The 14,418-nt window shown below is 66.4% G+C and carries 13 protein-coding genes; 3 read left to right on the top strand and 10 right to left on the bottom strand.

All coding sequences use genetic code 11. The features are described from left to right. Window positions 1-110: 110 nt before the first annotated feature. A complete protein-coding gene (locus OHA61_RS26035) occupies window positions 111-1,292 on the bottom strand; it encodes a hypothetical protein (RefSeq protein WP_406305069.1) in 1,182 nt (393 codons plus the stop codon). A 233-nt stretch (window positions 1,293-1,525) separates the two neighbouring features. Here OHA61_RS26035 and OHA61_RS26030 point away from each other — a divergent pair, with 233 nt between their 5' ends. Further along, entirely contained in the window at window positions 1,526-3,145 is a 1,620-nt protein-coding gene (locus tag OHA61_RS26030; protein WP_406305068.1) for a recombinase family protein, read from the top strand. Window positions 3,146-3,280: 135 nt separating this feature from the next. On the opposite strand, the gene OHA61_RS26025 is transcribed toward OHA61_RS26030, so the two are convergent. The 5 genes from OHA61_RS26025 to OHA61_RS26005 form a co-directional block, all read right to left on the bottom strand. Further along, window positions 3,281-4,510, bottom strand: a complete 1,230-nt coding sequence (locus OHA61_RS26025; RefSeq protein WP_406305067.1) for a DUF6236 family protein — start codon at window positions 4,508-4,510, stop codon at window positions 3,281-3,283. 557 nt (window positions 4,511-5,067) lie between these two features. Beyond that, entirely contained in the window at window positions 5,068-6,414 is a 1,347-nt protein-coding gene (locus OHA61_RS26020; protein ID WP_406307463.1) for a replication initiator, read from the bottom strand. 298 nt (window positions 6,415-6,712) lie between these two features. After that, window positions 6,713-6,910 carry a hypothetical protein gene (locus OHA61_RS26015; RefSeq protein ID WP_355836720.1) on the bottom strand — a complete coding sequence of 66 codons (198 nt, stop codon included), beginning with the start codon at window positions 6,908-6,910 and terminating at the stop codon, window positions 6,713-6,715. Beyond that, entirely contained in the window at window positions 6,907-8,208 is a 1,302-nt protein-coding gene (locus tag OHA61_RS26010; protein ID WP_406305065.1) for an FtsK/SpoIIIE domain-containing protein, read from the bottom strand. The genes OHA61_RS26015 and OHA61_RS26010 overlap by 4 nt, the downstream gene beginning before the upstream one ends. Continuing rightward, window positions 8,208-8,555, bottom strand: a complete 348-nt coding sequence (locus OHA61_RS26005) for a hypothetical protein (RefSeq protein WP_406305064.1) — start codon at window positions 8,553-8,555, stop codon at window positions 8,208-8,210. The genes OHA61_RS26010 and OHA61_RS26005 overlap by 1 nt, the downstream gene beginning before the upstream one ends. Window positions 8,556-8,719: 164 nt before the next feature. Here OHA61_RS26005 and OHA61_RS26000 point away from each other — a divergent pair, with 164 nt between their 5' ends. Then, on the top strand, window positions 8,720-9,499 hold the full coding sequence (locus OHA61_RS26000; protein ID WP_406305062.1) for a GntR family transcriptional regulator: 780 nt from the start codon (window positions 8,720-8,722) through the stop codon (window positions 9,497-9,499). Between the two features lie 407 nt (window positions 9,500-9,906). On the opposite strand, the gene OHA61_RS25995 is transcribed toward OHA61_RS26000, so the two are convergent. Together OHA61_RS25995 and OHA61_RS25990 are read right to left on the bottom strand one after the other, a co-directional pair. Beyond that, window positions 9,907-10,203, bottom strand: coding sequence for a hypothetical protein (locus tag OHA61_RS25995; RefSeq protein ID WP_406307461.1), 297 nt, complete (start codon window positions 10,201-10,203; stop codon window positions 9,907-9,909). Window positions 10,204-10,531: 328 nt separating this feature from the next. Then, window positions 10,532-11,074, bottom strand: a complete 543-nt coding sequence (locus OHA61_RS25990) for an ATP-binding protein (protein ID WP_406305061.1) — start codon at window positions 11,072-11,074, stop codon at window positions 10,532-10,534. 207 nt (window positions 11,075-11,281) lie between these two features. Here OHA61_RS25990 and OHA61_RS25985 point away from each other — a divergent pair, with 207 nt between their 5' ends. Further along, a complete protein-coding gene (locus OHA61_RS25985; protein ID WP_406305060.1) occupies window positions 11,282-12,652 on the top strand; it encodes a sporulation protein in 1,371 nt (456 codons plus the stop codon). Window positions 12,653-12,655: 3 nt separating this feature from the next. On the opposite strand, the gene OHA61_RS25980 is transcribed toward OHA61_RS25985, so the two are convergent. Further along, window positions 12,656-12,985, bottom strand: a complete 330-nt coding sequence (locus OHA61_RS25980; RefSeq protein WP_406305059.1) for an ankyrin repeat domain-containing protein — start codon at window positions 12,983-12,985, stop codon at window positions 12,656-12,658. Continuing rightward, window positions 12,982-13,899, bottom strand: a complete 918-nt coding sequence (locus OHA61_RS25975; RefSeq protein ID WP_406305058.1) for an aminoglycoside phosphotransferase family protein — start codon at window positions 13,897-13,899, stop codon at window positions 12,982-12,984. The genes OHA61_RS25980 and OHA61_RS25975 overlap by 4 nt, the downstream gene beginning before the upstream one ends. Window positions 13,900-14,418: the final 519 nt, after the last annotated feature.

Raw genomic sequence — 14,418 nt, 5'->3', positions numbered from 1 at the left:
CGGGCCTTCGGGCTGTCGCTTGCCCAGTGGTTCTTCTCCTCGGTGCGGGGCAGGCGCGGGGGGCGCGCCGCCCTCGGACGTGCGGGGTGTTCCCTGGGGGCCTGACCGGCTCACCCCCGCTTGTGCAGGGAGATCTCGGGTTCGGCCGGCGCGCCGGGAACAGTCTGTGTTTGTTGCGCATCACCCAGCCTACGCGTCTGCCGCACTACCGGTTCCCCGGGCGTGGGCGCCTCAGGCCCGCCGACCAGTGCCCGCCAGGCGTCGCGCCTGGCCTGGCGTACCGTCTCGCGTGCCGATCGCAGCGCGGCCCGGGCGGCCCGTCCCGCCTCGACCGCGGCCTTCTTCGCCGGACGCCAGATCCCGTCGCGCAGGGCATGCCCGACGGGGATGCAGACGACCTGGTAGAACCAGCGCACCGGGCGCCCCACCAGATTCCAGGCGAGCCACTTCAGCGCCCTGCCGACGGCGTGGGAGATGTATCCGGCGATACGCCAGGCGAAAGCGAACGCGTCGGCGATCTCGCGTCCGACGGGGGCGAGTATGTGCCGGTAGACCCAGGCGGCGTTCGTGACCAGCAGTGTCACGAACAGCCATGCGACCGCCATCCACACCCCGCGGCAGACGGCGGCGATGTCGCGGCCCGTCACGGTGAGCAGCCAGGCGATGCAGTGGCCGAGCGGCGTCAGTAGCTGGCGGTAGATCCACACCGCCGGCACCACCAGCCCGTACGTCACCACAGGCACCACCACATACCGCCACAGCGCCACCCACGGCCAGACGAACAGCGCCATGCCCAGCAGGCCGAGCACCACGGCGATACCGTGCCCGACCGGGGTGAGCAGCCGGCGGTAGATCCAGCGCGCGGGCGCGAACAGCAGGTTCTCGACGAGCCAGGCGATGCAGTGGCCGAGCGGCGTCAACAACTGCCGGTAGATCCACACCACCGGCACCACCAGCCCGTACGTCACCACAGGCACCACCACATACCGCCACAGCGCCACCCACGGCCAGACGAACAGCGCCTTGCCGACGAAGAGCGCGACAGGGGCGAGCACGCGCTCGTACAGCCAGACCAGCCCGCGGCCGACCGGCCTCAGCAGCAGGCGGTCGAGAGCGAGTCCGCAGACGACGAGTAGGTCCCAGATCATCCGTAGGGGAACGACCACGAGCAGCACCACGATCCGTACCGGGACCCGGACGATGGTGGTCAGACAGCCTTCGCCGGGCTGGTAGTGCGTCGCCTGATGACTCCCGTATGTCTGGGGGGACTTCTCGAACTCCATGTCAGCCATGACGCGCTACGGCCCGGTCCGGATCCACTAACGGGACGCGGCCTGCGGTCTTCGCAAGATCAGCACACGGCCAAGGCCCGGCCACGGGGTTTCCCCTCGGCCGGGCCTTGCCCCGAGCTCTACTTGACGACGGTCAGCGGCAGCAACTTCTTGCCGGTCGGGCCGATTTGGATATGCGTGTCCATCTGCGGCCATATAGACACAGCCCCAAATCCAGCACTACCGTCCTAGACATGGGGAGACGTACAAGGACACGTGCAGCGGCCGACCAAGGGCAGTACGCCGTTGAGACCGAGTGGACTGAGGCAGATCGCGCACTACTAGAAGAGTTGAAGAGGGCAGAAGCCCTCTTGCCCGACGATGCCCCGCGAGCCCTGTTGTCCGTGCGGCTGTCCGTACTCACCGACGACACGACGTCGCCGGTCCGCCAAGAATTGGATCTGCGCATCCTCGCCAGAGAAAGGGGCTATCGCGTTGTCGGCGTCGCCAGCGACCTGAACGTGTCGGCCACGAAGGTCCCGCCATGGAAGCGCAAGGAGCTTGGGAACTGGCTCAACAACCGGGCGCCGGAGTTCGACGTCCTCCTCTTCTGGAAGCTGGACCGCTTCGTCCGTCGGCTCTCGGACCTCAGCATCATGATCGACTGGTGCCTGAAGTACGGGAAGAACCTGGTCTCCAAGAACGACTCCATAGACCTGACCACGACGGCCGGGAAGATCATGGTCACGATCATTGGCGGTATCGCCGAGATCGAGGCGGCGAACACGAGCACTCGCGTCGCGAGCCTCTGGGACTACACGAAGACGCAGAGCGAATGGCTCGTAGGTAAGCCCGCGTACGGCTACATGACAGCAGAGGACAAGAACGGCAAGGTCGTCCTCGTCATCAACCAGGACGCGCGCAGGGCGCTGCACTGGTGCCGCAACGCCACGACGAGGGCCACACCCGCCTCCGCCCGTCGCATGGTCAAGGTCCTCGTACGTTCCGGACTGTGCGGGCCGGGGCTGACGGCCTCGACACTTCTTCGTCGGCTCAGGAACCCGGCGCTCATGGGCTACCGGGTAGAAGAGGACAAGAACGGTGGAGTACGCCGCTCGAAGATCGTCCTAGGCAAGGACGCCAAGCCCATCCGAGTAGCAGAGCCGATCTTCACTGAGGACGAGTTCGAGAGCCTTCAGGAAGTACTGAACCGGCGAGGGAAGGACCAGCCTGCCCGAGTCCTCGGCGGCGCGACGCAGTTCCTCGGGGTCCTGATCTGCCACGACTGCGGCACCAACATGACGGTGCAGAAGACGACGACCAAGGGCAAGGCATACGCCTATCTCCGGTGCGGGAAGTGCAAGGCCGGAGGCCACGGCGCACCGAACCCCAACGACATCTACAGCAAGCTCGTTGACGATGTCTTGAAGGTCCTCGGTGACGAGCCTGTCATGACGCGCGAGTACCGGCAGGGTGCCGAAGCGCGGAAGGAAGAGCAGCGCCTCGAACAGTCCGTCAGCTACTACATGACCGGCCTTGAGCCCGGGGGCCGCTTCACGAAGACCCGCTTCACCAAGGAGCAGGCCGAGAAGACGTTGGACGGCCTCATCAAGCAGTTGGAGAGCATGGACCCGGAGTCCACCAAGGACCGCTGGGTAGCTGTGCACAACGGCAAGTCGTTCCGGACCCGATGGCAGGAGGGCGGCATGGAGGCCATGTCCGCCGACCTTCTCCGGGTTGGCGTGAGGTGCAGGATCAAGCGCACCAAGGTGAAAGGGGTCCGCGCCCCTTATATCCACATGAAGCTGACGATCCCCAAGGACGTACGGGACCGCCTGATCATCAAGGAGGACGACTTCGCGGAAGTCTTCTAGCGCTGCGATCGCCATCTCCGCCTAGCTTGAGCTGCGGTTGCCCACAGGCCAATATCCCCGTTGGACACAGACGCTCCTTCGAGCGGGGCTGCCTTGGCGCGCACTTCGTTTCGCTCGGGTGCCAACCGAAATAGCTTACTTCAGCCGTGCACTCCATTGCCCCTCGGGAAGATCGTCTGCACGGCTCGGCGGCGTGGCGGCGGCCTTGGCAGCGAGTCCCCTGATCCAATTCGCAGGCTTAGGGCCAAACTCGCCGCTTATCCGCAGAAGGTAGGCGGTTGGGTTTCCCCGCAGCTTCTCATTTCTGACTTGGGCTGCACTTCGACACAAAGACGCAATCCCGAAAGCCGCTGCCGAAGCCATGACCAACGGCCGGTCCGCCGCCACTCCCAATAGGGTGAGCGCCGGGATCTCAAACTTTAGGTTGGCAATGCCGAGAGCCGTACCCAATTTGAGCCCCCTCATGGCACCCTGGAGATTCTTCAGCGGCTGATCGAACCGGTGCCGGATCTCCGACTCGACATAGGCTTGGAGAACTTTCTGATCACACACGCCTCTTGAGGCCTGTCCAAGGTCATCGGCCGCTTCGGAAATTGCATGCTCGAACGCCTCAAACTCGGTCGCGTGCTTTCGGCGCAGCTCGACGATTTTCGAGATCGGAATATCTTCCAGGTTTCTTGGCACCGCAAGCTTGACCGCCAAGAACCCGACAGTCCCCACAGGATCCCCTGGATCGACAGGAGGTGCTGCACCGAGGAGGGTGGAAGAGATGCGGTCTCTGTCCCACTCGTAGACGCCAAGGTGGGCAGGAACCTGATCCGTTGTCGGCTCGAGTCCATTTTGTCGAGCCAACTCGTCGGCGAGAGCACACTTGTAAACCCAGGCAAGCATCGGGTCCATTGCTATCCAGGGACGGGGAGTCGAGGTCCGATTCGTTGCATCGGATGCTTCGACGGCAAGGCCAGAGTCGATCAGAACTTGACGCAGTTCGGCATCAAGCTCACTCCAATGAACTCCAGACAACCCCCAGTTCTCCGCCAGAGTAAGACGGACGCCCCTCAGGTGAGGCTCGCGCGACACACTACGAATGCCAGACCCAGAAACCCCATACTCTTCAACTACCTGAGCGATATTGTTGCGCAAGAAGTCAAGGAACAGCGGTGCAACATCTCGCGCAGCAGCGTCTGGTTCTACGTTCAGCAGGAAGTCGAGTTCATCCGTGAGGGTCCGCACGACAATTGAATCATCGACGGGATATCCCGAAGGCACCATCCGCGCGAGGCGAGGGCGATAGAGTGCCGCAGCTTTGATCCAGCCTGTGTCCCGCAGATGAATATAGGGGTAGTACAATCCAATCTTCTGCATCTCAGGCTCCGAGCGTTGTCACACCGCAGCCGCCGCTGACGGGTTACTGGAGGACGTGGCCTTGCCCTACCTCCATGTTCTTCGGAAGTTCGGCGCCCGCAACTGGGCTGACTCTCGTCCACGGGAGCACGGAGAGGTGGCGTAGGGCGGCGGGAGTTGCGCTGTGGCTGTGCTCTTCTTTGCCGCGGTCGCCTTCTTCGCGGTGCGTTTCTTCGGCATCTCATGGACGGTGGCGTGCTCGCCGCTCTCGCCGCGCGCGTCCTTCGCCGCCTGGACGGAGGCGTTCAGCGTTGCCATCAAGTCGACGATCTGTCCGGCCGGTTCCTGCTCGCCCGCCGGCTTAGGCGGCTGCTTGCCCGCAGTCTTAGAGAGGGCGGTCTTGCTGTCTCACCCGAACCATGTCGAGGGATCGAAGGGTGCCTCAGCTCCGTCCTCATCCACGATTACGATCTCGCTTTCGATCAAGCTCCTCGCTCCGTCGGCGGGACGGCGAGGCAGGTACGAGTGATCGGGAAGCCGAATCTCACCTTTGGATGCGGCAGCTATCGGCTCCACCCCTACGTCGCCTCCGCGCAGAGCTGCCGGGACTCTGCGAGGTCTTCGGCGACCCCCGCAGCGATGAGAGCAGCTCCGGGCGTGTGTCCGGAGCCGACGTAGCGCCAGTGGGCATCGGTGATGGCGCCGGGGATGTCGAAGGGTTCTGCATTGCCCTTGTGCTCCGCGCGTTCAGCCCGCAGCGCTGCATACGTCGTCGAGTAGGCACGCGACTTGGTCAGTATGTGGCCCCGGTAGCCGAGGGTGTGGGCCCACGCCCGCAGGTGCAGCGGCGCGTACTCGGGCAGTCCGCCGAGGCGCCAGCAGGTGCGCATGAGCGCGCGCACGTGGTCGGTCACCGGTGCTGCGTCGATGTCCTTCGAGGTGGTGAGCCGCTGGTCGGTGCCGGCGCCTGTCTCGTTCGCTCCCTTGGTGACGTACTTGGCGACGTACGCGGCCACGGCGTCGTCATCCGGTCCGGGGCCTTCGGCACGCAGGGGACGAGCGTCGACCTGGGAGCCCCAGCGCAGGGCGAGTTCACCGACGGCGGGGCTGTAGTGGGTGCGGACCACGACTCGGTGCGCGGACGCTCGCACGGCGTCGGCCAGCTGGTCCGCGCTGCCCCATGCCGGGGGTTCGTCGTCTGGTCCGGCCGGTCCGTCGAGGCGTACGACCGCGTGCACGTGGACGGCGGCGCGCTTCTGATACTCGGCCACGCGGGCGAAGGACAGCCGCGCGTGGTCTGGGAAGCAGGACTGTGTCAGTCCGACCGCGGAGGCGAGGTGGCGCCTGACGCCGATGACGAAGCGGTCCCAGAGTTTGCCCGCGTGTGCGTGCCACAGGGTGTGGGCCGGGTAGTCGTAGCAGTCGGTGCAGAGGGGTTGGCCGACGAGGGAATCGGCTGTGTCGTGGACGGCGCGGCAGCTGAGGGGATGACCGTGCTCGCACTCGCCGCCGTCGCGTCGGGGTCGGCAGCGATCCCCGGCCCGGTGCACGGGCCCGAAGGACGGGGCGGTGAGCGTGACGAAGAGCCGAGGCCGTTCGCGGACTGTGGCGGGGACGGTCTTTCCACCGAGGAGGCCCGCGCGGACGAGGTGGAACGTGTCCCCTGCGTGGAGGCGGGAACACGGCGGGCAGACGGTCGCGCGTCTGTTGCGGCAGCGGACAGAGAGCCGCTCGCCCGGTTCCTCGCGGGTGTCGTAGTAGCGCAGGATCTCGCCCGTGATCGCGTCCCGCGTGGTCGTTGAACCGGAGAGGTGGACCGGGTGGGCGCATCCGCCAGTGGCCGCGATCTGTTCCAACCATCGTGCGAACTTGGGGTCTTGGGCGAGTCGTATCGCGTCGCGGTCTGCTTCGGAGAGGTGACGCAGGCGCGCCGCGCGGTCGAGGGCGGCGCGCCTGTCAGCCGGGGTGAACTCGGGTGTGATGGTGGGGACCTTCCGGGGTGGGCCGCCGAGGCGGCACGGTTGTTGGTTGGTGGGGCGCTGTCGGTCATGGGTCGTGCTCCTTACGTGCGTGGTCGGTTGTGCCGGTCTCAGGTCAGCGGATGGTTCCGGTGCCTCGGCAGACGCGGCAGCGGCGGCGCCGTCCGGTCCAGGTCGTCCGGGCCCCTTCGCCCTTGCAGTGGGTGCACCGCACGCGACTCATGGGCATGTCTGTCCTTCCTGCTCAGGTGTGGGAGAAGCCGCTGATGACCCAGGTCACGAGGCCGTGGACGGTGAAGACCACGGGCGTCTGGCCGAGGTAGACCCCAAAGAGGCCGACGCAGACCGCTTCCCAGGCGCGTACGTCGCGGGAGCGGACGAGGAGGACGGTGATGATCCCGAAGATCACCGAGAACGTGAACGCTGTACCTTCGCTGATCACTTGCCGTTCCCTTCCAGCGCCACCAGGGCGCGGTCTATGGCGGGCAGCTCCGGGGTCAGAGCCGAGTGCTTCCGGGCCGTCGCCATGGCTTCCTCGGTCGTCGTCAGGTGCGATCGGGCACGGCTCCAGCCGCCGTCCGGGCCCGTGCAGACGGCGACGCCCCGTTCCTCAGCGGTGATCGACTGGGCGACTGCCACCGCGTCCTTGTTGAGGTCGCCGAGGGTCATTTCCGCCGTGCCGGGGTCGTTGACCCGATGGCAGATACGGCCGCCGAGTTGTGCCCGCAGTGCGGTGACGCCGGGCCCGAGATCCGAACCGACGCGTTGGCCGGCGACCACGAGGTGCAAGCCGAGCGCGGCACCGAGTTGGGCCAAGCGCAGGAGGAGCGTGGAGCACTGCTCCGCCTCGGCCTTGCTCTCGCGCCTGCCGTCGGAGAGGTACAGCTCGGCCAGTTCATCGACGATCACGACGACCGGCACGGGGCGCAGCTGGTCGGGGAGCTCCCAGATCGACCGGACGCCCGCGGCGCGGCAGGCGCGCATGCGGTCCTGCATGTCGACGACGAGTGCAGCGAGCACCGCGACCGCCTCGCGCCTGCACGTCGTGAGCGCGCTCAGCCGGTCGGCGAATAAGCCGAGTTCCATCCCGCCCTTGCAGTCGATGCCGACCAGGGCAACCGGTTGCGGCGCGAGTTGGGTGATCAGCCGGGCAAGCAAAGTGGACTTGCCCGAGCGTGTGGCTCCGGCGATGAGCCAGTGCGGCACCATCCGGAGATCCATCACCCATGCCCCGCCGCTCTCCAGTGCGCCGATGAGAGCGGACAACAGCACGGCCGGAGCTGTCGCTAAGCCAGTCCGTTCCAGCGGATCACTGGCCGTCGCGGTCAGGAGCACCAGGCCGCGTTCCGGCGAGGTGACCCGTACGGCGTGGACCTTCCACGCATGTACGAGCGCGTCGGCCGCCTTCATGTACGTCGCCGGGGTCTGCCCGGCGTGCAGCCGCACGACCACGGTCAGGCCCATACGAGTAGCGCGCGGGATGGAGATGAGCGGAGCCACCGGCCGCAGAGGATCGCCCTTGACCACCAAGTCCCCGACCAGCCCGCGCGGCGGACGACGGGACACCGCAAGGTCGTTGAGCATCGCGACCCGGCGCCAGGTGAACAGCACCCGCCACGCGGTTAGCGGATAGCCGGTGACGTACCAGTGCCAGGCCGGACGGTGACGCCGCAGCAGGTCAGCGACGACGAATATCCAGGCCAGGGCAGCCAGCGAGAGGGCGAGCAGGATCGCACCCATCACGCACCACCGGCCTTGCCCTGAGCCGGGGTACCCGGCACCGGGGTGACCGCATCTGCGCGGAAGCTGATTCCGTGCCGGTCGCCCATCGCCCAGGCGAACGCCACCAGTCCGGTGACCTTGACGATCTGACCTTCCTCAACGCCCTTCGGCTCACCGGACACGGCGATCTCGACCACGGAGATACGCCGCCGGTCCTGCCGCACGGTGACGGCCACGGTGTAGATCGTGTTGCCGTCGCGGTCCTTCTTCACCTCCCCTGTCTCGGAGTTGCTGATCTTCACTTCGGGCGCGATGGCGCACCGCAGTACGCCCAGTCGCGCCGTGTCCACGGGAATGGACTGCATTGCTTTGGCCTCCTTGGCCGTTCCGGACGCCACACTTGATGTGACGTCACTTGTTATGACGAGTGATAACTATGTGCCTCTGTACGGCGAGGGGTCAACTACTTATGCTGACGAGTGATGTCGCGCGTGCGACGTGCCTATGACCTCAACCCGAAGGTGCCGAGATGACGGAGATCCAGCGCCCCGGCGCGCTCTACCAACAGGTCGCCGCCGCGATCCGGGAAGCGATCCACTCGGGCGAGTTCGAGCCCGGCGCCCCGCTCCCCTCCGAGGCCCAGCTCATCGAGCGCTACCAGGTCTCCCGCCCGACCGTCCGCAACGCCATCGCAGCACTGCGCGCGGAAGGGCTTATCGACGTCCGCCACGGCAAAGGCAGCTTCGTACGCTCCGACGGCCAGCCCGCCGTCACCATCGAGCGCCGAGTGACCCGTACATCCGGCGGACGATTCGTGAAGCCCAACGGCACCGCGTGGGACGAAGTCGAAGAGCCGAGCGTCTACCGCTCGCACACCACGAAGGCCACGGGCCAACTGCTCGACCTTCCCGAAGAGGAAGCCGTCTTCGGCTGTGACCGCCTGCTCGTGCACTCCGCAACCGGTACGCGCACGATGCACCGCACCTTGATCCCGTACGCGGTCACCGATGACGTCCCCGAGCTCTCCGCAGCGCCGGGCAGCCACCCAGCGGTGATCTACGGTCTGCTCACGAAGGCCGGGCACAAGCTGTGGTGGTCCGAGACGGTCCGCGCCCGGATGCCACTGCCTGATGAGCGAGCCGCCCTGCGACTCCCGGACGCGACCCCTCTCCTTCACCTCGCCCGCGTGACGCACGGCATCGACGACCGCCCCCTGCTCATCGAAGAGATCCGCGTCGGGGCGGACCGCGCCGAACTGGCCTACCGGATCACGGCTGACAAGGAGTCCGCGCGGGCCGCCAGCGCCTGAGAGCCGTAGATCGGTCGAAACTTTCTCCACTTCCTCAAGGGCGCGCCTGCGGCGCGCCGGGCAGCCCGGCCGCCCCGGCCGGGCGTGCGGCGTGGCCGCCGGTCCCGGCCGGTCGCCCGGTGCCCCAAGCCGCAACGCCGCAGAGGTGGAGAGGCGGTGACCCGTCGGCTGTGGCCGGGGCCCGCGTGGCTGGGGGTCGACGGCCTCCGATGCTTTAGGCAGCTCCCATGGGGCGAGCCTCGAAGAGCAGGGGGCCCATCGGGCACAACAGCGGGCAGGGCAGGTGCCTGCCCGATTCGCCGGGCCAGCGTAAGGCCCCCTGCTCACTCGCCCCATGGCAGCTACCGCCCAAAACCTCTGCGGCCGGCGACATGCCCACGTGCGGCAATAACCAGGGAAAAGGCGCCTCACGACGCGCCGCCTTCGTCGTCCGCAACCGACTCCAGGCACCTGGCAAGCCTGTCGACGACGTCCGGCCAGCCCGCGACCCGTACGACCCCGCGCCCGCACTCGTTCGTTGACGCGACGGCCCGTACCTCCGACAGTTCGAACCCGGCACCGAGCAGCGCCCGGTTCAGCCGATCCGCAGCTTCTCCCGCCCTGCGCCAGCCCGCTACGTAGTCGACGCCTGGCACCCACAGACCGGAGTCTGCGCCTACGACGTCGAGACCATCGCTCAGCCAGTCCTCACCCGCGCCAGTCAACTTGCTCACCTCTGCCCCGATCTAGGTAACGGATCATCAACTTCTTTTGGTCCAGGGCAGAAACGCAGCGCAGCGACCCCGGTACCATCAGGCACCGGGGATCGCTGCGTCCCCTCCCGGACCACCCCGGTAGCTGCCAGGCGCGGGGGTGGTCCGGTCTCGGTCTTCGGTTGTTGTGCAGGGCGCGGCCGCTCAGCCGGGAGGGGATCCCGGGAGCCGCTGAGAGACCGCGCCCCTCGGCCGGTGCGGTCTGGACCGGCCGGTTACCGGGGCATCGCCTTCCTCCCGATCGCGTGGGAGGAGGTAGGTATGCAACGCCCCGGAGTCTCTACGTCGTAGAGCCGTCGAGGTCGAAGCGGCAGAACACGGTCTTGCCGCCCGCTTCGTCCGGTGACCACCACAGCGCGTCTGCCAGCCCTTGAACGATCCGCAAGCCACGGCCGCAGTCCGGCAGCACGGCTTCTGGGAAGCCGCCGACCAGCTCGGGCGAGAAGACCTCACCTGTCGGAAGTGTCGGTGGGCTGGAGTCTTCGTCGGTCACGCCGATGAACAGCCACTTCGGCCACTTCCGGATTGAGACATCTAGCCTTCGAGCGGCGCCGGGGTGAGCGAGACAGTCGTCAGGAACCGCGTGATGCACAACGTTGCCGACGAGTTCCGAGACGACCAGCCGCACATCTTCGACGAGATGGGCGAGCCCCCAGTCCAGTACGGCGGACCGTGCCATGTCGCGCGCCGCCTTCACCGAATCGGGAGACTCGACGAACAGCGTCAGAGCACGGAACTGCTCAACCGCCCCCGGCACGACCGTTTCGCGCTGAGTGAGCATCGCCGGAGTGTTCGCCAGCCGTCTGCTCTGCCAGGCATTCATTCCGTCCCCTCCCGAAGTTGGCAGGTCCTGTGTCCCGCCCTTTTCCGTGCTGAACAGTGAACGGCGACGGCGGCACGATCGGGAGCGTTCACCTGGGGGTTCGCGTGAACACTTGGAAGGCAGAAGGGGGTTCACGAATGAACCCCCTCTGTCAGCAGGCTGTGCCACGATGAACACAAGCCGTCATTCTCTGGTTGGCAGGGGAGCATGGGCCGAGAGCCGAACGCGCAATTGATCGCAGTCATGGACGCAGCGAAGGTCTCGAACAAGGGCCTCGCGAAGCGCATGCGTGACGCCGCCGAACAGCGCGGATCAAGTCTCGGGACGACGCACGTCGCTGTGCAGCGATGGCGGGACGGCGCAGGCATCCAGCCACAGACAGCGGCGATCATGGCGGAGGTACTCGGCGCCAAACTGAGCCGTCGCATCACACCCGGCGATCTCGGATTCTTCGGCCAGCCGGAGCCGTCGGCGCCGCAGCCGGTTGGCTACCCGGGCACCGTGCCCGATGTGTTGTCGATGCTCGACGGACTCGCTGAGGAGCGCGCGGAGGCCCCGTCGAGCGGGCAACTGATCGTCGCGGACGCCGATCTCGGCTCTGCCGTCCTGTCATGGATGGTGGCCCGCCCGGACGGAGTCCAGGCCGACAGGCCCGTCTCCCAGCGTGTAGGGATGCGCGATGTCAAGGCGATCCGAGCAGCCGCCGACATGTTCATGCAGCTCGACTTCAAGTTCGGCGGAGGCCACGGGCACAAGGCACTGCGTCACTACTTCCGCCACGAGGTCCTACCGCTGCTCAGCGCCAACTACAGCGAGCGGGTCGGCACCGCGTTATTCGGCGCCGCCTCCGAAATCTCGCAGTTGCTCGCCTGGACCGCGTACGACTCGGGAAACCACCGGCTCGCGCACCGCTACCTGACATCCACACTGCGCCTGTCCCAGGTCATCGGCGATCGCATGTTCGGCGCCCGTATCCTGTCCAACCTCAGCCATCAGGCCAACTACCTCGGCAACCATGCTCAGGCCATCCAACTCGCGCGCGCAGGAGTCGAGGGCGCCAAGGGGAAGGCAACCCCGCGCGCCATGGCGTTGTTCTCGGCGATGGAGGCCCGTGCCTTCTCCAACGCGGGTGATCCGATCGGGGGAGGCCGGGCCATGAACGAAGCGGAGCGCCACTTCGAGCGCGCCGGCACAGCCGAAGACCCGGAATGGCTGGGCTACTTCGACTCCGCGGAACTCATGGGCGAGTTGTGCCACTGCTTCCGCGACCTCAAGATGCGCCGCGAATCCGTGGAGCATGCGCAGCGGGCAGTGAACGACACCGACCCGAAGTACGCACGCACTCTCGGCTTCTGCCGCATGGTACTTGCCCAGAGCCAGCTTCTGAACGGCGAGCTGGAAGCAGCCGTCACCACGGCAAGCCTCGCGGTCGACGGCGGCGACTCTCTCCAGTCCGCCCGCTTCCAGCGCTACGTCACCGACTTCCAGGTCGAGGTCAGCACTCACTCGACGAACCCGACGGTGTCCGCCTTCAACGACCAGGTTCGCGACGCGCTCGAATGCCTAGAGGACGAGTAGCTGTCAGTGTCTGGCTGTGAATGCGACGATCAATTTCAGCGCCAGCCAATGCCCGCACCCCTCGGCGAAGCTATGGGCATCCCGACCTTGCCCATCCTTGAGCCGTGGATCGGCACCGCTGCTCAACAAGTAGGCCGTGGTGTCCACATGCAGCGGCTGCCCTGACTGCAACGCGCCATCGGCCTCAGTGTCGATCGCGTGATGCAGCAACGGCATCCCCATGTAGGTCTCGTTCACGTCCGCGCCAGCGTCCACGAGCTCACGAAGCCGTTCGAGATCCTCGATTTCCACTGCGAACCGAGCTTCGCTCCACGGCTCATCCGGGACGGTCACCAGGGCCGCCAGTCCCGGGGCCCGTCATCGTTCCGCAGCCCGGCGATGCGCCGGCGGTACTCCGCTGCCGTCTGCTCGTCTTCCTGCACGTTCTGCATGAGCCACGTCGTCATGCCGAACTCTTGCAGGCCACGCAGCGTTTCGTACCCCTCCCAGTCGTACAGGTCCCGCCCGTACGCGGCCACGAAATCGGCGTACTGCTCGTCGGTCTGCCACCCAAGGCTGTGATGCTCCACAGCCGTGACCATCAGGTCCCACTCCGGGTGATCGAAGCAGAAGGCTTCGAAGTCGATCAGGATCACTTGCCCTTGGTCGTCCACCATCAGGTTCTGCACATGGGCGTCGCCGTGAACAGGCCCCTTGGGCGTGGAGAACCGCAGCTCTGCGTACCGGTCCTTGAGTTCCAGCCAGCGCTTCCGGAGAAAGACCTTGTCATCCTCAGGGATCACGGCTCGATCGAGTCGCAACTCTTGCTTGTCGAACGGCTCGAACGACGGCAGATGCAGGCCATCCGGTACCGACAGCGAATGCAGGTCCCGCAGGACGCCGCCCAGCTCCCCGTACGTAGCCTTGCGATCCCCCTCAACGATCAGATGCCAGAACGTCACAGGGTGGCCGCCGATCAACAGCGGCTGCTCCAAGTCCTCCACGGCTCGGGCCGCGGGGAACCCCTCGCCCGTCAGCCAGCGAGAGACGGCGACTTCAGTGCGTGCCTTCGGCAGCCACTCTTCCCCACGCGCCACACGCACGATCACCGGCGCCGAGGCCAGTCGGAACAGAGCGTTCTCTCCGAGGCGGATCAATTTCGCACCACTGTCGTCGAGTCCCGCAGCCCGGCACGCGGCAACCATCACCCGCGTCGCCCCCGCCGACGTGAACCCCTCTTCCGAACCCCGAACAGCGTCAAACGCCATCCCCGTACCAGCTCCCCTAGTCGTGCGCGATCAACCGCCGCACGCCTGCGGGCGACCAACCCACGTGCACCGGACACGACCACGACCGTACCGAGGTTCAGGGACGACGACGAGAGCGCGCCTGGTGCCCTGGGCGTGGGCAGTGCGCCCCCACAAGGCGTGATCAATTTGACACGAAGAGTGCACGTAGAACACTCAGGTGTGGGGGATATCTCGGGATGCCAAGCATCGGAGGCGGAGATGTCCTTTCACCGCCAAAAGCGTCGATCAGCCGAGCGGTCACTGCTGCCGCTCCGCCGCCCACATCCCTGGCGATGGGCCACGACGTTGGCGATCGGCTCACTGGGGGCCTTGCTCTGGTGGGTCGGCGGCCACCCATACGACGCACATCCGCATCAGGTCACTTGGGGTGGTCCCGTTGGCCGGATTTTCGACGGGGTTGCCGAGGCAGTCACGCCAGCAAAAGGTGGAGCGCCACTGAGCATACGCCTCATTTGCCTAGCCGCATTGATTATCCTA

It is taken from the genome of Streptomyces sp. NBC_00885 (assembly GCF_045207475.1).
Classification (GTDB): Bacteria; Actinomycetota; Actinomycetes; order Streptomycetales; family Streptomycetaceae; genus Streptomyces.
Note: the sequence above shows the minus strand (reverse complement) of the source record. Positions and strands in the feature narration are given on the sequence as shown.

Coding starts and splice junctions, on each gene's coding strand:
- OHA61_RS26035 (WP_406305069.1), bottom strand. CDS start 1,292: ATGGCTGACATGGAGTTCGAGAAGTCCCCCCAGACATACGGGAGTCAT.
- OHA61_RS26030 (WP_406305068.1), top strand. CDS start 1,526: ATGGGGAGACGTACAAGGACACGTGCAGCGGCCGACCAAGGGCAGTAC.
- OHA61_RS26025 (WP_406305067.1), bottom strand. CDS start 4,510: ATGCAGAAGATTGGATTGTACTACCCCTATATTCATCTGCGGGACACA.
- OHA61_RS26010 (WP_406305065.1), bottom strand. CDS start 8,208: ATGGGTGCGATCCTGCTCGCCCTCTCGCTGGCTGCCCTGGCCTGGATA.
- OHA61_RS26005 (WP_406305064.1), bottom strand. CDS start 8,555: ATGCAGTCCATTCCCGTGGACACGGCGCGACTGGGCGTACTGCGGTGC.
- OHA61_RS26000 (WP_406305062.1), top strand. CDS start 8,720: ATGACGGAGATCCAGCGCCCCGGCGCGCTCTACCAACAGGTCGCCGCC.
- OHA61_RS25990 (WP_406305061.1), bottom strand. CDS start 11,074: ATGAATGCCTGGCAGAGCAGACGGCTGGCGAACACTCCGGCGATGCTC.
- OHA61_RS25985 (WP_406305060.1), top strand. CDS start 11,282: ATGGGCCGAGAGCCGAACGCGCAATTGATCGCAGTCATGGACGCAGCG.
- OHA61_RS25975 (WP_406305058.1), bottom strand. CDS start 13,899: ATGGCGTTTGACGCTGTTCGGGGTTCGGAAGAGGGGTTCACGTCGGCG.